The organism is Bartonella sp. MR63HLJHH (assembly GCF_042194155.1).
In the GTDB taxonomy this organism is placed as follows: Bacteria; Pseudomonadota; Alphaproteobacteria; order Rhizobiales; family Rhizobiaceae; genus Bartonella; species Bartonella grahamii.
In genome coordinates, this window is record NZ_JBHIMN010000011.1 from 17,703 (window position 1) to 41,508 (window position 23,806).

General features: G+C 36.8%; 19 protein-coding genes. 14 read left to right on the forward strand and 5 right to left on the reverse strand.

Translation table 11 applies throughout. The features are described 5' to 3' along the window. Positions 1-3: 3 nt before the first annotated feature. The 3 genes from ACFIKQ_RS07680 to ACFIKQ_RS07690 form a co-directional block, all read right to left on the reverse strand. Positions 4-288 (reverse strand): acyl carrier protein, encoded by a 285-nt coding sequence (locus ACFIKQ_RS07680; protein WP_005773457.1) that lies wholly within the window; start codon positions 286-288, stop codon positions 4-6. 189 nt (positions 289-477) lie between these two features. Further along, complete coding sequence (locus tag ACFIKQ_RS07685) at positions 478-2,796, reverse strand: NADP-dependent malic enzyme (RefSeq protein WP_375656213.1); 2,319 nt, start codon at positions 2,794-2,796, stop codon at positions 478-480. A 1,132-nt stretch (positions 2,797-3,928) separates the two neighbouring features. Then, positions 3,929-8,488 (reverse strand): hypothetical protein, encoded by a 4,560-nt coding sequence (locus ACFIKQ_RS07690; protein WP_375656214.1) that lies wholly within the window; start codon positions 8,486-8,488, stop codon positions 3,929-3,931. Positions 8,489-9,144: 656 nt separating this feature from the next. Between ACFIKQ_RS07690 and hfq the strand changes: the two genes are divergently transcribed. From hfq to ACFIKQ_RS07710, 4 genes are all read left to right on the forward strand, one after another. After that, the gene (gene hfq / locus ACFIKQ_RS07695) at positions 9,145-9,384 is read left to right on the forward strand and encodes an RNA chaperone Hfq (protein ID WP_005773461.1); all 240 of its coding nucleotides are present in this window, start codon (positions 9,145-9,147) and stop codon (positions 9,382-9,384) included. A gap of 54 nt (positions 9,385-9,438) precedes the next feature. After that, a complete protein-coding gene (hflX, locus tag ACFIKQ_RS07700) occupies positions 9,439-10,782 on the forward strand; it encodes a GTPase HflX (RefSeq protein WP_375656215.1) in 1,344 nt (447 codons plus the stop codon). A gap of 144 nt (positions 10,783-10,926) precedes the next feature. Then, positions 10,927-12,753, forward strand: a complete 1,827-nt coding sequence (locus ACFIKQ_RS07705; RefSeq protein ID WP_375656216.1) for a hypothetical protein — start codon at positions 10,927-10,929, stop codon at positions 12,751-12,753. Positions 12,754-12,899: 146 nt separating this feature from the next. Further along, positions 12,900-13,976: a COX15/CtaA family protein gene (locus ACFIKQ_RS07710; RefSeq protein ID WP_375644955.1), complete on the forward strand. Its 1,077-nt coding sequence runs from the start codon at positions 12,900-12,902 to the stop codon at positions 13,974-13,976. A gap of 20 nt (positions 13,977-13,996) precedes the next feature. Here the strand turns inward: ACFIKQ_RS07710 and argC are convergent, their stop codons facing one another. Continuing rightward, positions 13,997-14,929: an N-acetyl-gamma-glutamyl-phosphate reductase gene (gene argC, locus ACFIKQ_RS07715; RefSeq protein WP_375644956.1), complete on the reverse strand. Its 933-nt coding sequence runs from the start codon at positions 14,927-14,929 to the stop codon at positions 13,997-13,999. A 321-nt stretch (positions 14,930-15,250) separates the two neighbouring features. On the opposite strand from argC, the gene glyA reads away from it, so the two are divergent. The 6 genes from glyA to nusB all read left to right on the forward strand — a co-directional run bounded on the left by glyA (position 15,251) and on the right by nusB (position 19,787). Further along, positions 15,251-16,564, forward strand: a complete 1,314-nt coding sequence (gene glyA / locus ACFIKQ_RS07720; protein ID WP_375636053.1) for a serine hydroxymethyltransferase — start codon at positions 15,251-15,253, stop codon at positions 16,562-16,564. A gap of 11 nt (positions 16,565-16,575) precedes the next feature. Then, a complete protein-coding gene (gene nrdR, locus ACFIKQ_RS07725) occupies positions 16,576-17,058 on the forward strand; it encodes a transcriptional regulator NrdR (RefSeq protein WP_375656217.1) in 483 nt (160 codons plus the stop codon). Continuing rightward, positions 17,051-18,178, forward strand: a complete 1,128-nt coding sequence (gene ribD / locus ACFIKQ_RS07730; protein ID WP_375636054.1) for a bifunctional diaminohydroxyphosphoribosylaminopyrimidine deaminase/5-amino-6-(5-phosphoribosylamino)uracil reductase RibD — start codon at positions 17,051-17,053, stop codon at positions 18,176-18,178. The genes nrdR and ribD overlap by 8 nt, the downstream gene beginning before the upstream one ends. Further along, the gene (locus ACFIKQ_RS07735) at positions 18,160-18,777 is read left to right on the forward strand and encodes a riboflavin synthase (RefSeq protein WP_375644957.1); all 618 of its coding nucleotides are present in this window, start codon (positions 18,160-18,162) and stop codon (positions 18,775-18,777) included. The genes ribD and ACFIKQ_RS07735 overlap by 19 nt, the downstream gene beginning before the upstream one ends. 81 nt (positions 18,778-18,858) lie before the next feature. Further along, positions 18,859-19,314 carry a 6,7-dimethyl-8-ribityllumazine synthase gene (locus ACFIKQ_RS07740; RefSeq protein ID WP_375636056.1) on the forward strand — a complete coding sequence of 152 codons (456 nt, stop codon included), beginning with the start codon at positions 18,859-18,861 and terminating at the stop codon, positions 19,312-19,314. 2 nt (positions 19,315-19,316) lie between these two features. Continuing rightward, complete coding sequence (nusB, locus tag ACFIKQ_RS07745; protein WP_375656218.1) at positions 19,317-19,787, forward strand: transcription antitermination factor NusB; 471 nt, start codon at positions 19,317-19,319, stop codon at positions 19,785-19,787. A gap of 78 nt (positions 19,788-19,865) precedes the next feature. Here the strand turns inward: nusB and ACFIKQ_RS07750 are convergent, their stop codons facing one another. Further along, positions 19,866-20,345, reverse strand: a complete 480-nt coding sequence (locus ACFIKQ_RS07750; protein WP_375636126.1) for an outer membrane protein assembly factor BamE — start codon at positions 20,343-20,345, stop codon at positions 19,866-19,868. A gap of 219 nt (positions 20,346-20,564) precedes the next feature. Between ACFIKQ_RS07750 and ACFIKQ_RS07755 the strand changes: the two genes are divergently transcribed. The 4 genes from ACFIKQ_RS07755 to ACFIKQ_RS07770 all read left to right on the forward strand — a co-directional run bounded on the left by ACFIKQ_RS07755 (position 20,565) and on the right by ACFIKQ_RS07770 (position 23,758). After that, positions 20,565-21,122: a DUF177 domain-containing protein gene (locus ACFIKQ_RS07755; RefSeq protein WP_375636057.1), complete on the forward strand. Its 558-nt coding sequence runs from the start codon at positions 20,565-20,567 to the stop codon at positions 21,120-21,122. Positions 21,123-21,271: 149 nt separating this feature from the next. Further along, complete coding sequence (gene plsX / locus ACFIKQ_RS07760) at positions 21,272-22,342, forward strand: phosphate acyltransferase PlsX (protein WP_375656219.1); 1,071 nt, start codon at positions 21,272-21,274, stop codon at positions 22,340-22,342. A 49-nt stretch (positions 22,343-22,391) separates the two neighbouring features. Further along, positions 22,392-23,366 carry a beta-ketoacyl-ACP synthase III gene (locus tag ACFIKQ_RS07765; RefSeq protein WP_015856448.1) on the forward strand — a complete coding sequence of 325 codons (975 nt, stop codon included), beginning with the start codon at positions 22,392-22,394 and terminating at the stop codon, positions 23,364-23,366. Between the two features lie 77 nt (positions 23,367-23,443). Beyond that, on the forward strand, positions 23,444-23,758 hold the full coding sequence (locus ACFIKQ_RS07770) for an integration host factor subunit alpha (RefSeq protein ID WP_015856447.1): 315 nt from the start codon (positions 23,444-23,446) through the stop codon (positions 23,756-23,758). Positions 23,759-23,806 lie beyond the last annotated feature (48 nt).

Consider the following 23,806-nt stretch of genomic DNA (forward strand, 5'->3'; position numbering starts at 1 on the left):
AAACTACTCCGCCTGTTTTAAGGCAACGAGATCATCAATTTTTGCACAAAGGTTTTTAAGAACAAAGTATTCTTCTGTTGCAACAGTACCTTCGTTGACTTCTTGTGTCCATTGTTCTAGAGGGACTTTTATTCCGAAAGCTTTATCAATAGCGAAAACAATATCAAGAAAATCAAGACTGTCGATTCCTAGATCGTCAATTGTATGACTTTCAGGTGTAATTGTATTGCGATCAATTTCACTGATTTCTGCTATGATATCAGCAACTTTATCAAACGTGGAAGGCAATGTACGGATTCCTTATTATAGAGTTAGTAAATTCAAAATACATTTAATATCGTTCTTCTAGCCTTTTTTCTCTTAAAAAAAAAGACTTAATCCAGAATATAGCTATCTTTCTCTATAGAGAAAAGAGGTTTACAGTACATGAAACGCTATATCTCAATATTTAAAAAACTTTGAAATTTTATTGCGCATTTATTTTACGAGACTATTTTTTCTATTGGCTGCAAGGACAGCAAGGGCTGTTATATTAACAACTCCCCGTGAAGTTACTGAGGGCGTTAAGATATGGGCGGGACGTGCTGCCCCGATTAGAATAGGACCAACATGGAGTGCATTTGTGAGGCTTTTAACAGTGTTGAGCGTGATATTGGCTGCATCAAGTGTTGGAAAGACAAGCAAATTAGCTTCACTTTTAAGACGAGAATCAGGAAAAACACGATCACGAAAAACTTTGGAAAGGGCAGAATCACCATGCATTTCACCGTCTGCTTCTAAATCAGGGTGTAATTTGGCAAGAATTTCTGTTGCACGTCGCATTTTACGCGCACTTTCTGTGTTTTTAGAACCAAAGTTTGAGTGTGATAATAAGGCTGCTTTTGGTGTTATTCCAAATGCTTCAACTTCTTGAGCTGCCAATACAGTCATTTCAGCGATTTCTTCTGCAGAAGGATTTTCGTTGACGTAAGTATCTGTGAGGAAAAGAGTACGTTGTTGAGAGATAAGCAAACTCATAGCAGAAAAACGATGAACATTAGGATCAAGACCGATAATTTGTTCAATTAATTCAAGTTGACGTTCAAAACGTCCTTCTAAGCCGCAAATCATTGCATCTGCTTCTTCACGCATGACGGCAAGGGCAGCAATAGCCGTTGTTGATGTTCTTACTACTGTTTTTGCCATTTCAGGCGTAACACCACGCCTTCCTGTATAATGAAAAAATAAATTAACATAATCACGAAAACGTGGATCATCTTCAGGGTTGGTTAATTCAAAATCTATACCAGGACGAATTCTTAAACCAAAGCGTTTTAATCTCGCTTCTACGACATGTGGACGGCCGATAAGGAGAGGCGTTGCGGTTTGTTCTTCAATGACAACTTGTGCTGCACGAAGGACGCGTTCATCTTCACCATTAGCATAGATGACGCGTTTACGTTTTGCTGTTTTTGCTGCAGCAAAAACAGGTTTCATTGTTAAACCAGAAAGAAAGACAAATCGATTGAGGATATCATAGTAGGCTTCCATATCTTCAATGGGACGAATGGCGACACCAGTTGCCATTGCTGCTTTAGCAACAGCGGGAGCAATACGCAGTATTAAACGCGGATCAAAAGGAGAGGGGATCAGATAGTCTGGTCCAAAATTGGGTGGTTCTTTTGAGTATGCACGTGCTACAACATCTGAAGTTTCTTCACGTGCAAGGGCAGCAATCGCATGAACAGCGGCCATTTTCATTTCTTCATTAATTGCACAAGCACCTACGTCTAATGCACCACGGAAGATATAGGGAAAACAAAGGACATTATTAACTTGATTGGGATAATCAGAGCGTCCTGTACAGATCATTGCATCTGGTCGTATAGAGCGTGCTTCTTCAGGCATAATTTCTGGTACTGGATTAGCCAGCGCTAAAATGAGTGGATTTTGAGCCATTCTTTTAAGATATTCAGGCTTTAAAACACTACCCGCAGATAGGCCTAGAAAAATATCCGCATCATCAATAATATCAGATAAAGTTCGTGCGTCCGTTTTTTGTGCGTAATTGATTTTCCAACGATCCATAAGGGTCTTGCGACCTTCATAAACAACCCCCTCTAAGTCACTAAGCCAAATATTTTCAACTTTCGCCCCAAGACGAACCAAAAGATTAAGACAAGCTAGGGCAGCAGCACCTGCACCTGAGGTAACTATTTTTGCATTTTCAATTTTTTTTCCTGAAAGAGTTAAGGCATTTAATACAGCTGCAGAAACAATAATGGCAGTTCCATGTTGGTCATCATGAAAAACTGGAATATTCATTTTAGCACGAAGCTTTTCTTCGATATCAAAACATTCAGGAGCCTTAATGTCTTCAAGATTAATACCACCGAATGTAGGTTCTAAGGTTGATATCGTTTGTACCATTTGTTCTATATCGAATGCATCAATTTCAATATCAAAAACATCAATATTCGCAAATTTTTTAAATAAAACGGCTTTGCCTTCCATAACTGGCTTTGAAGCGAGTGGACCAATGTTTCCTAAACCAAGAACAGCAGTTCCATTGGATATAACAGCGACTAAATTAGCACGGGAGGTATATTGAGCAGCAAGATTGGGATCTTCATGAATCGCAAGACATGGTGCTGCAACGCCTGGAGAATAAGCAAGAGCTAAATCACGTTGATTATCAAGAGGTTTTGTTGCTTGTATTTCCAATTTTCCAGGTTTTGGGTGTTGGTGATAAAAAAGTGCGGCACTGTCAAGTTCAGCTTTTGGTGAACTGAAATCACTATTTCGTTCTCTAGACATTTTTATGATATCCAAGTTAGCGTATGTGTATATGAGATGTTCCATCTACGATAAGGTTTTGTCCACTAATAGATCCTCATTTCTCTGAATATCAAAATGCATGAGCATGAGCAAATTCTTCTGGATCGTAAAACCAGTTTGATGATTCTTTTTGTTTGTGTGCATGAATAATTTCATTGATAGCAGCACATTTGTTTTTCTTTCCTTAATAAAACTCGTAAAAGTTGATTATTTTACAAAAAAATAAAATATTTTCTAACGATTACATTATCAAGCCATTATTTTTTTGCAATGTTTACAAAATAAGGAAAGAACAGAAGAACGGTTCCTATCAATTTCATCCATTTTTTATAAAATATATATTTTATTTAAAGTTTTATACGGAGGTAGAAGAAATTTTAAATAACAATTTGTAATTTATAAATTGTTTATTCAGCTATTTTAAAGGAAACTGGAACGTTGAGAATGGAAGTTGTGTTGTTCATTGTTCAATTGGATTCTTAATAGTGAAAGCTGTATCTTTTATATACTGACAATTATGTGTTTTAATAAACAAAGATGTGGCTGAAATGGCTGTAATTGCGGATTTGATACATGAAAATCATATGTTTAGCATAACGCTTTTCTTTATAATTTATAATGCATCATTTCGTATGTTGAATGAGAAATTTGAATACAATAAGATTCTTTTATTTAAAATTCACCTAATATAATAAAAAATATTCAATTACATAATTCAAACGAGAGTAATGTGTGGATAAAAAACGTTTGAAAAATAAATAGAAATGTTTCTATGAGCTATTTTAATATAAGAGCATGGGATTTTTTCACAATTAGCAAAAATAATTATTACCTATTTTGTACCTTTATGAAACTATGAAAAATAAAGGAGTTAAGAAAAAGATAAGAAAATAGAAAATATGCTTATCATTCTTAAAGTGATATGTTGTTTGATAAGTCATTACGCTTCTTTAGGGTTATTGCTTAGGATATCAAAGAAAACCGCATGCCAATTATTCCAGCCTTTGAAGTACAAAGCCGTAGTTGAAAGCAAAGTACTCTACGATAAGCCATTAAAACAACTGGAGAGGAAAAAAGTGGAAAAAATATCTTTTTCCACTTTTCTTATTTTTTATTGGATTCGACCACTTGCATGAGCAAGCATAGTATAAACTTTTCCGGTATCTGATATCAGGTATTTGCGAACTGAGCTGGAAGAACCAGAACTACGCGATATATCACGTAAGAGCTTTTCGAAATCTGTAACATATTGATTCACTGAACGTTTAAACTCAAAATCGCTCATATATTTTCTCTTAATCATTTCAAATATTTTTTGTCCATTTAAGGTATAAAGGCGTTCTGTTACGATGTTTTTTTGTCCACGTTGATAATGATCCCATAGCTCAACAATGGCATTGTGATTAATAGCTTTCACTATACCAGAAGCTAATGAATTAAGAGAGCTGTTTGCAGGAGATGGTTTTGTTTGCACTGATGTTAAAACATCATCACTAGGGGGAGCATCATAAAACGTTTCTTCACGTGAAGCTCTTTCTAAGAGATTTGACACCCATTTATTTGGTCTTTTTTTGCTTTGATCTTGTTGCAAAATAGGCTTAGGTGGTACGATCTTTTTAACGGACTCAGTGGAATTGTCATTTCTTTGATTAAACATTGATGATGCAGGAAATTCTGATATCAGCTGTTTTTTTGCGCTCTTTTGATCATTTTGTATAACACTGACTAGATCTTGTAACGCTGTAATCTGTTCATTCAAAGCTGTGCGAATTGTTTGCGTTGTTTCTTTTGTCTTTTCTGGAAGTTTTTTAACATTTTCATTGATATCATTATTAATCTTTGAAAGCTCTAAACGAACTTCATCAGCGGAGCGACGTATGTCTTCTGCTGCTTCTGAAAAACGCGTCGATGCTTCACTAACAAGCCTATTAAGTGATTGTTGGAATGAATTTGTGGAGTTACGTGCATTCTTATCAGAGCGTTCAAGTGCTGAGTTGAAGATTTTTTCATAATGTCCAATCAATTGATTAATTTCATGAGACTTTGAAACAAGAGCATCGCTTAATACAGAAAGCATATTATGTTTTTCTTCAAGTGTTGCACTAAGTGAATTTTCAGACTGTTCAAGAACATGAATAGTTTGGGAAAGTGTTTTTGCATGTTCACCAAAACTGCTCGTTATATGATTAATTTGTTCAAAGGTATTCTTTGAAAGTCCTTGCAGAATTTCAACATTATTATTGAGCGCTTGATTTGAGGCTGACAAACGCTCTGCTACTTGGTCCGTGTTGCGGAAAAAATTATTCGCACTCTCATTAAACTGACCATCAATATTTTGAACAGCTGATAATAAAACATTACTATTTTCGTGAAAATTGTAAATTGATTGATTCAACTGTGTTAAGACGGATGAGACATTATTAACAAGTTCTTCCTTCATAACCGTTATTGTTTGAATTGTTTCAGAGTTAGCTTTGGTTAAGCTATTCACTAAAAATTCATTATGTGCATAAATTCTTTGTTCAGCTTCTTGTGTGGAGAGAGAGAGTTGTTCACCGATATGCTGTGTTAAAGAATCTATTGATTCTGTCGTATTTTGCGCTGCTTGATTTAAGTGATTTGTCAGCTCTGTTATTTTTCCAACATGTTTTGAAATTTGTGTTGCTGTTTGATTTTCTGCATTTTCCAGACGGCTCGTTACATCAGAGAGCTGATACCCTAAATCATTTTTAAAATTTTGCATAGAGTGATGAAGAACATCACAGCGTTCATTAAGAACTTGCTCTATTGCTGTTGTTGATGTGTGAATGGTTTCATTCAATAATGCTTGTGCATTATGACTGGCTGTTGCGAAAGCTTCGACAGTATGCGCTGTTTGTTCAGACAGAACGGACAGAACTTTTTCACTGGTATCATAAACAGTTTTTTTGACATTTGATACAATGCGATTGCCTGATTCTGAGAGAATATTTTCTGCTTGTGCAGTAACATTTGTAACAGATGAAAGAATTTGTTCACTCGTAGAAGAAAGAATATCAGAAGCTTTTATAATCTTGTTATGCAGATTATCTGTAACTGTATTAACAGAGTCTTCTAAGGTTACACGCATATTGTCAACACTGCTTTCCAGCGCTTGTTGAATTATCTGACTTTGCTCATTATTAAGCATGAGAGACGTTTTTAACGTGTCAGAACGTTCCTCAATAACAGATGTTTGCATATCAATGGCTTCACAGATTTGGCTAAATTTTTCAGATAATGTTTCCTCTAGCGTTGTTGTCCGTTCAAAAATCTTGTGTGCACGATCTTCTAGATCTGTATCGAATGATTCCATACGTGTTTCAAGGGTTTCAAAGAAAACACCACTCGATTGAGAGAGAGTATTCTTTAAAATTTTGGCATGGCTTTCAAGGTTTTTGATATGATCTTGAACCGTTTCAGTAATGTTCTTATTATTGGCAACAAGTGCACTCTCAACTAAATCTATTTGTTGTTTCAATGCAACATCGACACGTATATCACTTTTTGCAATGAGGTTATGGATTGTTTCCATGCGTTGCTCAAGTGTGCGTGCTTGATCGGCAAGAACTTCATTGAGAGAAAAACTATTAATCGCTAAAGAGTCACGCAGAGCATCGGCACGGATATCAATATTTCTCGCTTGTGCTTCTAAAGCATCTTGGGTTGTATTGCAGCTTTGTACAATGACATCTTGTAGTTTTTCAGTGCATTGAATGATGTTTGTGATATGATTTTCAGCCTGTTTATCAACGACTTGAATATTGTCAGCCAAAACTTTTTCAATATGAGAAGTATTTTGGGACAAGACATCAATTTTATTTCTTAATGTATCCGCAATTTTATTCTTCTCGTTATCGAGCATGTCTGCCATAAGAGCTCGTTGATCAGAAAGTTGTACTTTAAAATCTTGTGAACGTTCTTGTATGATATCAACAATAGCATTGTCGACATACTGAATTTCTTCTCTCAGACTTTCTTTACTTTTATCAATTGCAGAAAGAATAGCTTCACGTCCATTTGTAAATGCATGGGTAATGTCTGCTGTTTTTTCCTGGAGGTTTTCATTTATTTTCAAGACATGAGATTCCAAGAAGTTACCAAGTTTTTCAGCATTATCTTCTAAAGCTTGACTGCGTTCTATAAAGGAATCAATGATCGAATCACTATGTTCTTTAAGAGAAAGATCAACAGTTGCTAAACGTTGTTCAAAGGCTCCAATTGCTTGCGAGGTTACGTTATCAAATTTAGAAGAGAGTTTATGTGCTTGGTCGTCGAGCTTTAAGATCTTCTCATCAAAATTCTGTAGAGATTGATTATTACGATCAATAAGAGCTTTATCCAAGGCTTTAAACTTTTCATCGACAGCGTGCAAAGTTTGATCTGTTACTGCCTGTATATGTGTTGCAATTTTAGCAACATGTACTTCCGCTTTTTCAGCTGTTTCATTAAAGGTTTTTTCTATTTGCTTTTCATTATGATCAAATCGTTTTGCAAAACCATCGAAGTTTTTTCCTAATTCATGAAAAAAATCTGTGTTTTTCTGCTGAATTTGTGTTGTTGTTTCGTTAAATTTTTCAACAAGCTGATTTGTTACGCCATCACCGGCATAGGAAAGTTTTTCAACAAGGTCTTCACCTTGTTTTTGTAAAGTTTGAGAGAGAGTTTGTGCAAGCTTTTCAACATTGGTTACAATTTTAGAGGTAACTAAACCAAATTCATCACTCAGTTGTTCTTGGGTTCCTTTAATTGTTGATTGTACGCGATCTGCGTGATTCAAAATGGCGATGCGTTCATTGCTCAATTCTTTGATTAATGTGTGAATACGTGATTCATTCTCAGCATAGGCTTGTTCTAGGTTGTGAACTTCACCTTGTATGATTGCTTCAAGTTCAACAGCACGTCCGAGGGTACGTTCAATACCTTCGTTCATTGCCGCTACTTCTTCACGAATGGTTTGCCCTATAGCAATAGCTTGTTTTTCAGATAAATGTTGTGGTTCACTAAGGCGTTGTGCAGCATTTGTCATAAGAAGAGCAATGTTATGCAAGTCGTTTGAACGTTTTGTTAATTGAGCAACGCCCCAAGATATAAGGATAGGAATTGCTGTTCCGGCTGCTACAGCGAGTCCTGTTGGGGATGTAACAAAAGTGCTGATATTGGATAAGGAGCTGAGTCCGGTAGGTGCGAGCTTATGCGCAATAAAAGCTCCTCCCGTTGCCCATAAAGCACTAAGCGCTGTTGTATACCAGTAGACTCGAGAGGAAGAACGCTGCTTTAATAGTCCAAAATTTACAGGGGTTGTTATATCATCATTTGCAGGAAGAAGTTTTGTAGACAACAATGTATTATGAACAGTTCCACCTGAAATATCAGGTGAAGGTTTTGGAGCGAAAAGCTGTTCAACAACGGATTTATCAACAACAGCTTCATCATGAATATTAGAAACAAAAGTTGACGTACCGTTTTCAGCAAAGAATTCTTCTTCTGCCATTGCAATTTTTTGAATCAGATCATCGACATTAACAATATTTTCAGAATTATTGGATGATATTGTTTCAAATTCTGTGTCATTGAAATCAAAGTTCATAGCTTTTGTGAGGGCTTCTTCAACTTCAACTTCAAATGTTTGCAATTTGGTTCTGCGTGCCATACTCGCCTCGTACTCTTACAGACGGAAAAGGGATACGTCCTCTTCCACATAATTTCTACATACTAGCTGTTAATTATTTAGAAAGGAATATGCTTAGGAAAAAATTTTAAAAACTTATCAAGATAAAGTTAACGCGGTTTCTTATACCCTGTTTAAAAATGTTATAAAATATAGTAAAAACAATTTATTATTTGAATCTAACAAAAACAAAAATACTGTTTACAACTTGTGTTTATAAAAAACTTTATAAGCCGCTAGTCTTTGAAATAAGGATAATTTAATGGCGGTTATATATACAGTAGGGTGGCGAATACCTCTCTATTAATACCGATGATCGTTAATAAATATTGTTGTCCGTTTACTTTTATTGATTCTAAATGAAGCAGCTTCATCATCACATATAGTCTGTAATAGCTTAGGATGTATAAAAGTATGCCTTTGAATTGTAAGCTCATAAAAAAGTAAACGTGGAAAAATTTTTAATTTAATATAGCTTTTCGTAAGTTGCGCTTTATTATTGCCTTAAAGAGCCGTTTTTTCTCTAATTTCAGTTGTTTGTTGCTAAATTTTGAAGCTTCTACGTTGACAATTGGATATTTTTCAGTCGATATGCATGCACGAATATTTTATGCAATCGAGATGAAGGTGTAAGAATAATGGCAGAGCGATCACAACACCTGCAAGATGTGTTTTTAAATACGGTGCGTAAGCAAAAAATTTCCCTTACAATTTTTCTTGTCAATGGCGTTAAACTCACAGGTATTGTAACTTCATTTGATAATTTTTGTGTTCTTTTACGCCGAGATGGACACGCGCAATTGGTTTATAAGCATGCTATTTCTACGATTATGCCTGGACAGCCTGTACAGATGTTTGAGGGTGAAAGTCCTGAGTAAACATATCATTTTAAGATAGACCTCTTATCCCATTTCAAAAGTACTTAGATTGCTATGATAAATGAAAATGAGAGATTAGGAGGGATATTTTCGCAGAATACAGGACAGGTGCGCGCACTTGTTTTGATACCGATTTTTCAAGAAAATAGAAGTGAAAGCTCTTTGAGAGAGTGTTCTATATCTTCTCGTGTTAAAGAATCATTAGGCTTAGCGCGTGCTATAAGGTTAGAAGTTGTTAATTATGAAACGATTAATATTGCAACGCCTCGCTCTGCAACTCTCTTTGGAAAAGGTAAAGTAGATGCGTTAACCTGTTACATAGATGAATATTCTATTGAGCTTGCGATTGTAGATCACTTTTTAACACCAGTACAGCAGCGTAATTTAGAAAAATTATGGAATTGCAAAGTTATCGATAGAACGGCTTTGATTCTTGAAATTTTTGGGGATCGTGCACGAACAAAAGAAGGAGTTTTGCAAGTAGAGTTAGCGCATTTGTCCTATCAAAAAGGGCGACTTGTGCGTAGTTGGACGCACTTGGAAAGGCAACGGGGGGGGCGTGGCTTCTTAGGTGGACCTGGTGAAACGCAAATTGAAGCAGATAGGCGTCTTTTACAAGAGAAAATTATTCGTATTCGCCGCGAATTGGAAACGGTTATTAAAACACGTGCACTTCATAGAGCAAAAAGGAAAAAAACATCTTATCCTGTTGTGGCACTGGTAGGATATACGAATACAGGAAAATCAACTCTCTTTAACCGTTTAAGCGGTGCAGATGTTTTAGCAAAGAATATGTTATTTGCTACGCTTGATCCGACTTTGCGCAAAGTTGTTCTTCCCCATGGAAAAACTATTCTTTTGTCTGATACTGTAGGGTTTATTTCTAACTTGCCAACAAATTTGATTGCAGCTTTTAGAGCAACCCTTGAAGAAGTGGTTGAAGCGGATCTCATTCTTCATGTAAGAGATATGTCAGATTTGGATCATCGTGCCCATGCTCAAGATGTTTTAGAAGTGCTTTCAAGTCTTGATATCGATGTTGATGATATGGAGCATATCATAGAAGTTTGGAATAAGATTGATATGTTGGATGAGCAGGTATTGAATGTTTTACAAACAAGCGCAAAAACACGATTAAATCCTGCTCTCATGGTATCAGCACTTAAGGGGGATGGACTCGATCAATTATTAAGAGCCATTGAAAAGCGAATTTTTGGAGAGGTGCAAAGCATTGAATATCTTTTACAACCTCATGAAATGTCGCTTATCGATTGGTTTTATGAAAACTCTGCGGAAATAATGCAAGAAGGACATGATGATGGGTCTGTTACCATTAGAGCCGTTATTACTTCTGAAGCAAAAAAACAATTAGAGAACATCAAAAAAAATATGAATTAAGTTCTTTAAAGCTATTGCTGAACATTTGTGCTTAAATTTTATGTTTTTATTATCTGAAAATAATATGACAGCAAGTTAAGAGGATAGTTACTACTTTCTCTTAATAAAACAATATGAAGAAGTATTTTGCTGGTTAAAATAAAGATGAGTCTTAAGTGTAATAAAAGACTATTCGTACGTACCGTATGGCGAAGCATTTTAATTGTTTTGCTATTACAAATGCTATGTATATCTTTGATTTGGTTGTATTATTTTTTCCAGCCCCGTGGTTACCAAGCAACTTTAATATTTTCATTATCTGATTCTGTAGGAAAACCGTTACCAATCAAAAAGCAAGACAATGTTATCGCCTTTTTGTTTGCACAGCCTATGTTCTTCAATGATTCGCAATTTTCTTTAAGTGCTTTTAATAAGAAAAAAAATCATGAAAATATCCGTTTATCGCGTAATGGTGATTTTATCGATCTTACTTTTGAAGCTGAGACACTTGAAGCAGCTCAACGTGGGTTGGAAACTTGGTTTTCCGCATTTTCACAAGCAATCATAAAACAGAAACAATTCTTGTTAAATGATAAATTAGAAGACAAACAATATGATAATACTGCAATCGTTAATATCGTGCAGGGATTTCGTATATCTGTTGAGTCTTTTATTCAGCATGGTGTAAAACAAACAGAGCTTCATGATCTTTCTATGCAATTAACGGAAGCAACTTTAAAGCGTATTCATTTAACAAGTTTGAATTCAATGATTAACATGATGCGTGAAAAGGGACAGTCTTTATTGTCTTTATCATTTATTGCAGGTAATTCAGCAATTGTTGCTCTGGAATCTAAACGCGATCTTTTGGAAACGCAAAGAGCACATATGGCGGCGCAATTGGGGTGGACACATCCTCAAATTAAAGCAATGACTGCAGAATTAGAGACAGTTTCTCATCAATTAAAAAATAAAATTTTACAAATTGTTTATCAAGTTCATTCAGATGAGGTTATTGCAACGGAATTAGAAAAACAGCTCAAAAAAAGAATGAACTTTTTTGTAAAAGATCAATCCCAATCTTTGAATGAAATATTTAACGAGTTTGAAAATAAAATAAAAGCAGCAGTCGATGCACAAAATAAAGCGATGAGTAACTCTGCTCAACGAAGAGAAAAAATTATTGGTTCATATCGGAGATTGAGTGATGATCCTCTTCTTTTACAAAACACAAATATCCACGTGGTTATGCCAACAACGTTAGCACCAATTTCTTTTATGGCTCTTTATGGAAAAAATATTTTTGTGAGTGCATTGGCTAGCTTCCTTACTCTTTTACTAGGAATATTGTTATTTTATCCGTGCTTTAAAAGCAAAAAAGATCAACCTTCAGAAGAGGATTTGAGATCAAAAGAAAATGCTCTTAAGAAGAACGAGAGTATTTTAGTCTCTCAAGAAATGAAAAATCTTGAAGCTTTTATTACGATAGAGGGATTATCTGATGTTTTGAAATGGCGTGCTTCGACCATTATTTCAATCATTGGACCAGAGGCTGCACGGACAGCGGCAAAGCTTTCACTTCATCTCACAAAAGAGAACAAAACAATTTTGTTGGTCGATATTTCTGGTCAACAAATAGAGAAGGTCATTGGTCCACATCGCGGACTGAGTGATATTTTAACGGGCAATGCCCAGTTGCATGATGTTATTTACCGTGATTATGATACGGGGGTTGATATTCTTCCTCAGGGGTTAACAAGTGCTATTTCTGCACAAGATTTTTCAAATGACATTTCTCATATATTACAAGAATTTAAAAAAGAATATGACTTTATCATCCTTGAGATGGCAAGCGAACCAAAATATGGATTTGAGCAATTTGCAGAGCTAACAGACTATTATATTTGTAATACTGTTCTTAATGAACAAGAATGGATGATGCGGATGGTAAGCAGCTTTCCAAAGACTGTTTATCGCGTTGTTGCATCATAAACTTCGTAAAAAAGAAATATGTATCACATGTTATAGTAGTACGCTTGTTTTTTGCTAAAGTTATAGTACATACTAAAATACACAAAGATTTGATGTTTAAATTTTAAAATGCATTGTAGTTGGAGAGAAGCGTGGGGCAATCAGAGATGGCAGTAAAGAGATTAAACAATAGCATTTTAACGCCCGTGCAAAAGAAAAATAGAAAACAAATACAGGTGTGGCTTTACTCTATTTTATTGCTTTGTTTAGCAATTGTCTTAGTAGGTGGTGCTACTCGTTTGACGGGATCAGGATTATCTATAACGGAATGGAAGCCAATACACGGCGTTATTCCACCGATTGGTGTGGATCAATGGCAAGAGGAATTTTTAAAATATCAACAGATAGCGCAATATAAGCTGCTTAATCCTGATATGACCTTAAGTGCTTTTAAGGTCATTTTTTGGTGGGAATGGGCGCATCGTGTTCTTGGGCGTCTTGTTGGTCTTGTTGCTTTATTGGGGCTCATTTGGTTTTGGGCGACTAAGCGTGTTGAAAAAAATATCTTACTCCCGCTTATTATCGTGCCTATTCTTATCGCCTTTCAAGGCTTTATTGGTTGGTGGATGGTTGCTTCAGGGATTGGGCAAAGCAATTTAACAAGTGTGAGCCAATATCGTTTGGCATTTCATCTTATAACGGCATGTTTTGTTATTGTTTTTGTTACTTATTTATCTCGAGGACTTGCAGAATACTCAGAAAAGCCAGCAAATCAAAAGGTGCAATATTTTGCAGCTTGGCTTGTTGTTCTCGTCTTGATAGAGATTTATTTTGGAGCTTTGGTTGCAGGGCTTCATGCTGGAAAAGTCTATAATACATGGCCTCTTATGGATGGGCAGATTATTCCTGATGGATTGTTGCAGCTTCGTCCTGTTTGGCTCAATTTATTCGAAAATTCCTTAATGGTTCAATTTATTCATCGGTTTTTTGCTTATTTTTTATTTATTGTCTCAGTTATTCATGCTTTCTATGTACAAAAAAACATTCCACATTCAACCCATTCTCGTCGTGCATTTCTTATCTGTGTTATGATTATTATCCAAGCACTCTTGGGTATCTTAACACTGTTACATGAGGTTCCAATAAGTTTAGGGCTCATTCACCAAAGTATGGCACTAGCAGTGTTGTGTTTTGCGGTTGCGCACTGGCGAGCAACGAAAGGGGCATATCGCGTTGTTGAGTAAAAGTTTGTATTTAGGGAGTTTTAGTCGCTTGAAAGCATTAAGTCGAGGTTCTGGATAGCCGCAGCTGATGCGCCTTTTCCTAAATTATCGAATATGGCGCTGAGATTAAAAATACCTTCACGATCATTTCCAAATACGAACAGTTTCATATTATCTTTATTGGCTAAACACTCTGGATTAAGTCTTTGAAGTGAAGCAGTTTCTTCTTGTGATGCAACTAAAATGGTATTTTGTCCATCGTAATGGTTTGCGAGAATTTCGCGCAAATCAGAACAGTTTGCTGATTTTGTGAATAAATGGCGATGCAGAGGAAGATTCACAATCATTCCTTGGGGAAAACGACCAACACTTGGTATAAAAATTGGGGTTTGGTTGATTTGTCCATAAATTTTAATTTCTGGCACATGTTTGTGTTCAAGATTAAGACCATATATAAAATAATTGTCCTGAATATTTTGTTGAGATTGATTTTCCATTTGTAAAATCAACTGTTTTCCACCACCAGTATAGCCGGAGATTGCATTAATCGAGATGGGGTAATAGGCGTCTAGCAGTCCTGCTTCACGGAGTGGGCGAATCAAACTAATGGCACCGGTAGGATAGCATCCGGGATTGGTTACATAATGTGCTGCTTGGATGCGCTTTCTTTGTCCTGCTGTCATTTCAGGAAAACCGTAAACCCAGTCTGGTGCAACACGGTGGGCTGTCGAGCTATCAATAATCCTAATGTTTTTATTTTTTTTAAGCCAATGAACTGTTTCGCGTGCAGCATCATCTGGAAGACACAAAACAGCAATATCGGCTTGATTAAGATAGTCTTGTCGCAGATGAACATTATGGCGATCTTTATGAGCAAGAGAGAGTAGTTTTAAATCTGTACGCCTTTCTAAGCGTTTTTGTATTTGTAGTCCGGTTGTACCATGTTCACCATCAATAAAAACTTTGGTTAGCATTCTTATTTGCCTTGTATTAACTTTGCCTATTATATTCAGCTTTTCACATTATAAATTATTTTTAATCATTAAATTATTGAATTTCTTTAGATTATAGATACCTTTTGTAAAAGGTGTAAACAAATAAGAGTGTAAAAAAAGAAATGTAATCTCATTTTTCACCATTCTTAAGAGGGAAGTTTTTCGCTGTTTTTATAACAAAGAGTAAGATAAATATTTGCATCATTATTTTTGAGTGTAAGTGGTTTAAAATGTTTGGTTTGCATGGTTTGCTGTGTTATCGTTCAGTGACTTTATTTTTTTATGTTAGGAACGTGTTTTATGACCCAGCAAGCAAGTGACGCAGAAAAGCGCTTTTTTAATGATAATTTACAAACTGTTGATGGTGCAATCTTTGATGCAATTAGAGGGGAGTTTGAGCGTCAACAACATGAAATTGAGCTGATTGCTTCAGAGAATATTGTTTCAAGAGCGGTCCTTGAAGCGCAGGGGTCTGTTTTAACTAATAAGTATGCAGAAGGTTATCCAAGAAAGCGCTACTATGGTGGGTGTCAATTTGTTGATGTCGTTGAAGATTTAGCCATTGAAAGGGCAAAACAGCTTTTTGGTGCTGCTTTTGCGAATGTACAGCCTAATTCTGGTAGCCAAATGAATCAAGCTGTCTTTTTAGCTTTACTTCAGCCTGGTGATACATTTATGGGATTAGACTTAAATGCTGGTGGTCACCTTACGCATGGTTCATCTGTTAATATGTCAGGAAAATGGTTTGATGTTGTTTCCTATGGTGTGCGTCAAGAAGATCAGATTATTGATATGGATGAGGTTGAGCAGCTTGCAAAAGAACGTAAGCCCAAACTTATTATAGCGGGTGGCTCATCTTATCCACGGTTATGGGATTGGAAACGATTCCGTGAAATTGCAGATGAGATAGGTGCTCATTTACTCGTTGATATGTCTCATATTGCCGGTCTTGTTGCTGGTGGCGTGCATCCTTCACCTGTTCCACATGCGCATATTGTAACAACAACAACACATAAGTCGCTTCGAGGTCCTCGTGGTGGTTTAATATTGACAAATGATGAGTCTTTATCCAGAAAAGTTAATTCTGCAATTTTTCCTGGTCTTCAAGGTGGTCCTTTAATGCATGTAATTGCCGCAAAGGCTGTTGCATTTGAGGAGGCTTTGCGTCCCTCTTTCAAGAGTTACAGTGCCAATGTGGTCGCTAATGCGAAAACTTTAGCAAAAATATTACAGAGTAATGGTTTTAATATTGTTTCTGGTGGTACAGATAATCATTTGTTGTTGGTTGATTTACGTTCCAAAAATCTAACAGGTAAACGTGCTGAATTGGCTTTGGGGCGCGCTCATATTACCTGCAATAAGAATGGTATTCCTTTTGATCCTGAAACGCCATCTATAACATCGGGAATTCGCTTGGGATCACCTGCTGCCACAACACGTGGTTTTTTAGAAAAAGAGTTTATTCAAGTTGGTCATCTGGTTTCAGAAGTTCTTGATGGTCTTCGGAGCGCAAAAAGTGATGAAGATAATTATGCCGTTGAAATGGCTGTTGAGAAAAAGGTAAAAGATATAACGAGTCAATTTCCTCTTTACTCTTATCTTAGTACTCGTTAAGGACACAAAAGATGCGCTGTCCTTACTGCCAATATGAGGATACACAGGTTAAAGATTCACGTCCAGCAGAAGAGGGGGCAGTGATTCGCCGCCGCCGTGTGTGTTCCGTTTGTGGTGGTCGTTTTACAACTTTTGAACGTGTTCAGTTGCGTGAGCTCTTGGTTGCTAAAAAAAGTGGACGATGTGAACCATTCAATCGTGATAAGTTAATGCGTTCAGTTGATGTGGCTGTACGTAAGCGCAATATTGATCCTGATCATATTGAACGAGCAATTTCTGGCATTGTGCGCCAGCTTGAAAGTTTGGGAGAACCAGAGATTGCTTCAGAAAAAATTGGACATCTTGTGATGGAAGCATTGAAAAGAATTGATGATATTGCTTATATTCGTTTTGCTTCTGTGTATCGAGATTTTCGTAATGCAAGCGATTTTCACGATGTTATAGATGAATTGTCAAAGGGTATCGCGGATACAGAATCTCGTTTTGATGAATAAAAAAGTGCAAGATGAACGGTTTATGGCTGCAGCTATTCGTTTAGCAGAACGTCATGTCGGTCTTACAGGTGAAAATCCTTCCGTTGGTACGTTAATTGTGCGAAACGATAATAGTGCGGGGGCATTTATTGTTGGCTATGGCGTAACAGCTATTCATGGGAGTCCTCATGCGGAAGTGCAAGCTTTACATATGGCTGGTTCTTTAGCTCAAGGAGCGACTGCTTATGTTACTTTAGAACCTTGTGCGCATTATGGAAAAACTTCGCCGTGTGTGAATGCACTCATTGATTCAGGTGTTTCTCGAGTTGTTGTTGCGCTGACTGATTGTGACAAGCGTGTTGATGGTCATGGTATTGCTCTTTTGCGAGCAGCGGGTATTGAAGTGGTTGAGGGCATTTTAGCTGAAGAGGCTTTTGAATCTTTATGGACACATTGGTGCATAAGGAAGATACAACGCTGTGCGGTCACTTTTAAAATGGCAATTTCTGCTGATAATGGTGTTGGAAAAAGAGAAAAGGGCAGCGTAAAAATTAGTGGAACACTTTCTCATGCCCATACGCATATTCTACGTGCTCAAAATAATGCTATCCTCGTTGGTATTGGTACTATATTAGCAGATGATCCACAACTCAATTGCCGCTTGCCAGGGATGGAGGTGCGCTCACCAATTCGTATTATTTTGGATGCAGATTTATCTATCCCCCTTGATGCAAAAGTTGTCCAAACAGCCATGAAAATTCCTACATGGGTTATTTGTGATGTGGATCTTTCAAAGAAAAGCAAAAAAAATGCATTGGAGCAATATGGTGTGTCTGTTTATTCGGTAGAGATGAACAATGGTTGTGTAGAACCCTTTGCTCTTTTACAGATGCTTTATAAACATGGGATTAATAGTGTTTTATTGGAAGGGGGCGTAAAGACAGGGGAAACGTTTTTAAATGCTGGTTGTGTGGATCATTTGATATGTTTTTATGCACCCGTTATTTTAGGCGAAGGTCGTGTTGAAGCCCCTCATTTTGGAAATTATCTTTCGCAATTTCATAAGGTTGAATCAAGAATGTTTGGAAATGACCGTTTTTATAAATGGAGACGTAAGACATTATGTTCACAGGGATTATAACAGACATCGGTTGTGTTGAAGATGTACAACCTTTAAAGCAAGGGGTGCGTTTAGATATTTCTACACGCTATGACATACAGAGTTTGGAAATTGGTGCATCGATTGCGTGTTCAGGGATTTGTCTGACAATTGTAGAGCGGGGGGTACAACAAGCGACTGCTGGTTGGTTTGCTGTAGAAGCATGGGAAGAAGCATTGCGTTTGAGTAATCTTGCACAATGGACAAAAGGAACTTTTGTTAATTTGGAACGTTCGCTTCGATTAGGTGATGAAATGGGAGGACATTTGGTTTCTGGTCATATTGATGGTTTGGCTGAAATTATTGATCAAAAAAATGAAGGGGATGCAATTCGTTTTTATTTAAAAGTTGCAAGACAATTTATGCCTTTCATTGTCAATAAGGGATCTATTGCACTTAATGGGACATCTTTGACTGTTAATGGTGTTGAGGATTGTGTTTTTGATGTTCTTATTATTCGCCATACACTCGAAATGACAACGTGGGGACAAGCTAGAATTGGAGATCGGGTCAATTTGGAAATTGATCAACTTGCTCGTTATGCTGCGAAACTTTTTGCTTTAAAAAGAGAAGATGAATAAGCCAAAACTCTATTGATCGTTTTCAGAATTTTATGCTTTATAACCTTGATTTTTTTTGATTCGTTTTTGTGGAATTCCATTATGAAGAAAGAGATACGTAAAAAGCCTCACGTATTGATTGTTGAAGCACGTTTTTATGAGGGGATTTCTGATGCGCTTTTGAGAGGTGCAGTGAATACTTTGCAAAAAGCTGAAGCAAGTTATGATGTTGTAACGGTTCCTGGAGCATTAGAAATACCAAGTGCAATAGCTTTTGCTGAACAAAATAACATATCTTATGATGGTTATGTTGCTCTTGGTTGTGTTATTCGGGGCGAAACATATCACTTTGAAATTGTTGCTAATGATTCTTGTCGTGCATTGATGGATTTAACTGTTCATCAGCATTTGGCTATTGGAAATGGTATTTTGACTGTTGAAAACGAAGAACAAGCATGGGTGCGTGCAAAACTAGATGACAAAAATAAAGGTGGTTTTGCGGCTGAAGCTGCTTTATGTATGATCGCTCTAAAAAAGAGATTTGGAGATAATCGTTAAATATGGCTGATATAAAAAGCAGACATTTTCCGCGTTCAGCCAATAAACGTGGAGCAGCAAGACTCGCTGCAGTTCAAGCCCTCTATCAAATGGATATTGTGGGTTCGGGGGTTATGGAAACAGCAGCTGAGTATGAAGCTTATCGTTTGGGAAAAGATATCGATGGAGACCAGTATCTTGAAGCTGATTTTCAATGGTTTTTGGCTATTATAATGGGTGTTGTAAAAGATCAAAAGCAGCTTGATCCTCTGCTTCATCAACAGCTTTCTGCTGAGTGGTCTCTTTCACGTCTTGATTCTATATTGCGAGCAATTTTACGAGCAGGTTTATGGGAGTTGATCAACCGTAAAGATGTTCCTGTTGCGGTTGTCATGAATGAATATGTTGACATAGCGAAGGCGTTTTTTGAAGGTGATGAGCCAAAACTTGTTAATGCAGTTCTCGACAGTATGGCAAAAAAAGTCCGCCTATAAGAGCTAAAAATCCCCCCTATTATTAGGTCTGATAGTATCAGACCTAATAATATTGAGACGGTATGTAGACTATATGATTTAGTTATGGGGTGGCAAATTCGCAGGGCCTTTTATAATTTGAATTAAGAAAGGATGTTCTTTTGTTACAGTTGGCGTTGTTTGTGTAATAAAATCAAATACTTGACCGTCTTGTAATCCGTAATTAGCAACTTTTGCAACCTGATTATTTTTATTGAAGTAAATGGCTAAAACTTTGCGATCAATAATCTTTGTTTTCATAAACTGCATCCCACGATAGCGTGTCTGTGAGATGTAATAAAAAACTTCATTATCATATTTTGTTTTTAATGAAGGGGTCCCTAAAGTTAAAAGAACTTGCTCTTGACTTGAGCCAATAGCAATAGAACTTAAAGCATTTTTATCAAGAACATAGCCCTCTCTATAAATTTGGCTCGAACCTGAAGAATCGAGAAGACTACATCCCGCAAGCATTCCTATGCTTGCTATTGATAGACCAATCAATAATTTACGTTTGATTAAGGCTATTATGTGAGGCATTTGAAACAATGATATCTCCTTTTTATACTGAGGTGTAGGACAAGAAGGCAACCTCAAGTTTTTTCTTTTTAGCTTAATCTACCGTAGCTTACACTGAGTTTCCCTGTTATAAAGCAAATTATGCCATATAGAATTTCTTTAGAAAAGAAAAAAATGCATGAATACTTGAGATAAATAAAAACACAGTATTTTATGCGTTTTTATGTTTGGGAGTTGTCAATGAATGTTCAAAATGTTCCTCAAATGACATTTGCTTTGGCTTATCCAATATCCGTACGTTCTCTACCTGCTAAAGGTATAAGGGTTCATTTTTGTGCAAACAAAAAAGAATGTACACATTTAGCTCAGAACCATGATTTAATTGAAGTAAAATCTTGTGAGGGAAATTTCCATATTTTCCCGTGGAAAAAACGCGGAGTGCGTATAAAAGGTCTGTTGCAAGCGCGCATACTACAGTTATGTGTTGTTACATTAGAACCATTAGAAAATATCCTTTGTGAAAATATTGAGGTTGTTTTTGTTCCTGAAGATTCAAATTTGATGAAGCCGAAAACATCAGAGGATACAGGGGAATTGTTTTTAGATGTGGAGGGGCTTGATACTCCTGAAGTGTTTTATGATGATAAAATTGATATTGGTGCAATCATGGAAGAGTTTTTTGAGTTGTCTATTAATCATTATCCACGTAAAGAGGGGATAAAGATGGATATGGTTGAAAATTTAGAAGAAGCAGAGCAAAAATTCTCGCCATTTTCTGTTTTGAAAAATTGGAAGTGATTGTAAAAACATAAAAAAAATATCTATTGTATGCTAAACGGTATTTTCTGCGGAGCGATTTTTGCAAGATTTGCTTTGTGAGTGTTCAGGAGCCAAAAATCATAATATGTGTTTAAAGATGTAAATGAAAAGATGTGGGATATGCAAGCGTGATTAGAATTTCTGTGGATGTCATGGGCGGTGATTACGGTCCAGAAGCAGCTATTGCAGGAGCAGCAATTGTACAAAAATATTTATCAAATATTTATTTTCTGTTTTATGGAATAGAGGAGGACGTTCGTCCGGTTTTAAAAAAATACCCTTGTTTGGATTCTGTATCGCGCTTTTGCCCTACAGAAAGTTATACACGCATGGATGAAAAGCCAAGCCAAGCACTTCGTAATGGACGTGGTAAATCATCAATGTGGTACGCCATTGAAGCGGTAAAAAATGGTGAAGCTGATGCTTGCATTTCTGCTGGTAATACGGGTGCACTTATGGCCATGTCTTATTTTTGTTTGAAAATGCTAGCAGAGGCTGAACGTCCTGGTATTGCGGGTATCTGGCCAACACTTCGCAGTGAGAGTATCGTTTTAGATATTGGAGCAACAATTGGTGCCTCTGCTAGTCAGTTGGTTGATTTGGCGGTTATGGGAGCGGGTATGTTTCGCGCTTTATATCACACTGAAAGACCAAGTGTTGGGCTTTTAAATGTGGGGGTGGAAGAGGTTAAAGGACTTTATGAAATAAAAAAAGCAGGAATGATATTGCGTGAAGTGCAATTAGAAGGATTGGAATATAAAGGATTTATTGAGGGCAATGACATTGGAAAAGGAACAGTCGATGTTGTTGTAACAGAGGGGTTTTCTGGTAATATTGCTTTAAAAACCGCAGAAGGAACCGCGCGACAGATAGGAGAGATTTTAAACTCTGCACTGCGCAGTTCTTTTTTAACATCTCTTGGTTATTTTTTATCGCGGGGTGCTTTTCGTACGCTGAAACACAAAATGGATCCCGAGAGGGTGAATGGAGGAGTGCTTTTGGGGTTGAATGGTGTTGTGATCAAAAGCCATGGGAGTGCTAATGCTAACGGTTTTGCTTCTGCTATCCGCGTTGGTTATGAGATGGTTAATAATGGACTTTTGAAAAAAATAACAGCTGATTTGCGACGGTTTCATGAGAATAAAGAAACACTTTTTGATCAAGAAGGTGAAGAGACAGTGAATGGAGAGTCCTTATGATAAGCTCTTATAATAGAAATGAAAAAATTGAAGAAAAGGTAAGAGCTGAATGATTCGGTCAATTATACGTGGTGTAGGAAGTGCTTTGCCGAAGAGAAGTTTATCAAATGATGAGATTGCAAAGTTTGTTGAAACGTCAGATTCATGGATTGTTCAGCGTACAGGAATACGCCAACGTTATATTGCCAGTGAAAATGAAACAACTGTTTCTTTAGGAGTTGAGGCTGCGCAAGCAGCACTTACAAATGCTGGTTTAACAATAAAAGACATTGATTGTATTATTTTAGCAACATCCACCCCGAATCGTACTTTTCCTGCTTCTGCTGTTGAAATTCAGTGTGCTTTGGGAATGAGCCATGGATTTGCTTTTGATATTCAAGCTGTTTGCTCTGGTTTTATTTTTGCTTTAACAACAGGAGATTCTTATTTACGGTGTGGAGCGGCTAAAAGAATTTTAGTTATTGGATCCGATACATTTTCTCGGATTTTAGATTGGGAAGATCGTACGACATGTGTTTTGTTTGGTGATGGTGCGGGTGCTGCTATTTTGGAAGCACAAGAAATTGAGGGGGGTATTGCTTTTGAGCGTGGTATATTGTCTGCGAAATTGCGCTCTAATGGTGCTTATATAGATAAGCTATATGTTGATGGTGGACCTTCAACAACACAAACGACAGGCTATTTGCGTATGGAAGGACGAGAAGTTTTTAAATATGCTGTTGGTATGATAACGGATGTGGTTGATGATTGTTTTGCAGCTGCAGGTATGGATTCTTCACAACTAGATTGGTTCGTACCTCATCAGGCTAATAAGCGCATTATTGAAGCATCTGCTAAAAAACTGGGAATTTCACTAGATAAAGTTGTGATTACCGTTGATCAACATGGTAATACGTCTGCGGCATCAGTTCCGTTGGCTTTAACAACAGCTGTTTGCGATGGAAAAATAAAAGAAGGAGATCTTATCATGTTAGAGGCCATGGGAGGTGGATTTACATGGGGAGCAATTCTTATTCGTTGGTAAATTATGGCTACTTGACCATATTTCAAGAAAACGTATAAGTCATTTTGTAATTTTTAATATTTTAATAGGTGGTTATAATGACAAGTAAGACAGTAACGCGTGCAGATTTAGCGAGCGTAGTTTGTAAAAGAGTGGGCTTGTCACATACTGAATCAGCAGCTTTAGTCGAATTGGTTTTGGATGAGATTTGCAACTCACTTGTAAGAGGTGAAGCGGTTAAATTATCCTCTTTTGCAACTTTTCAGGTTCGCAGTAAAAATGAACGTGTTGGACGCAATCCAAAAACAGGTGTTGAAGCACCTATTCCGCCGCGACGTGTTGTGACGTTTAAGGCTGCCAATGTCCTTAAACAGAGAATTTTAGATTCGCATCGTGCAAGACAGAAAAAATGATTCTTACAAATGAATGCCATGGTATGTTTAGTATTTGTTAAAAAAATG

What these genes read in the sequence shown, in the direction of transcription:
- ACFIKQ_RS07685 (WP_375656213.1), bottom strand. Translation starts at nt 2,796, where the DNA reads ATGTCTAGAGAACGAAATAGTGATTTCAGTTCACCAAAAGCTGAACTT.
- ACFIKQ_RS07690 (WP_375656214.1), bottom strand. Translation starts at nt 8,488, where the DNA reads ATGGCACGCAGAACCAAATTGCAAACATTTGAAGTTGAAGTTGAAGAA.
- hfq (WP_005773461.1), top strand. Translation starts at nt 9,145, where the DNA reads ATGGCAGAGCGATCACAACACCTGCAAGATGTGTTTTTAAATACGGTG.
- hflX (WP_375656215.1), top strand. Translation starts at nt 9,439, where the DNA reads ATGATAAATGAAAATGAGAGATTAGGAGGGATATTTTCGCAGAATACA.
- ACFIKQ_RS07705 (WP_375656216.1), top strand. Translation starts at nt 10,927, where the DNA reads ATGAGTCTTAAGTGTAATAAAAGACTATTCGTACGTACCGTATGGCGA.
- ACFIKQ_RS07710 (WP_375644955.1), top strand. Translation starts at nt 12,900, where the DNA reads ATGGCAGTAAAGAGATTAAACAATAGCATTTTAACGCCCGTGCAAAAG.
- argC (WP_375644956.1), bottom strand. Translation starts at nt 14,929, where the DNA reads ATGCTAACCAAAGTTTTTATTGATGGTGAACATGGTACAACCGGACTA.
- glyA (WP_375636053.1), top strand. Translation starts at nt 15,251, where the DNA reads ATGACCCAGCAAGCAAGTGACGCAGAAAAGCGCTTTTTTAATGATAAT.
- nrdR (WP_375656217.1), top strand. Translation starts at nt 16,576, where the DNA reads ATGCGCTGTCCTTACTGCCAATATGAGGATACACAGGTTAAAGATTCA.
- ribD (WP_375636054.1), top strand. Translation starts at nt 17,051, where the DNA reads ATGAATAAAAAAGTGCAAGATGAACGGTTTATGGCTGCAGCTATTCGT.
- ACFIKQ_RS07735 (WP_375644957.1), top strand. Translation starts at nt 18,160, where the DNA reads ATGTTCACAGGGATTATAACAGACATCGGTTGTGTTGAAGATGTACAA.
- ACFIKQ_RS07740 (WP_375636056.1), top strand. Translation starts at nt 18,859, where the DNA reads ATGAAGAAAGAGATACGTAAAAAGCCTCACGTATTGATTGTTGAAGCA.
- nusB (WP_375656218.1), top strand. Translation starts at nt 19,317, where the DNA reads ATGGCTGATATAAAAAGCAGACATTTTCCGCGTTCAGCCAATAAACGT.
- ACFIKQ_RS07750 (WP_375636126.1), bottom strand. Translation starts at nt 20,345, where the DNA reads ATGCCTCACATAATAGCCTTAATCAAACGTAAATTATTGATTGGTCTA.
- ACFIKQ_RS07755 (WP_375636057.1), top strand. Translation starts at nt 20,565, where the DNA reads ATGAATGTTCAAAATGTTCCTCAAATGACATTTGCTTTGGCTTATCCA.
- ACFIKQ_RS07765 (WP_015856448.1), top strand. Translation starts at nt 22,392, where the DNA reads ATGATTCGGTCAATTATACGTGGTGTAGGAAGTGCTTTGCCGAAGAGA.
- ACFIKQ_RS07770 (WP_015856447.1), top strand. Translation starts at nt 23,444, where the DNA reads ATGACAAGTAAGACAGTAACGCGTGCAGATTTAGCGAGCGTAGTTTGT.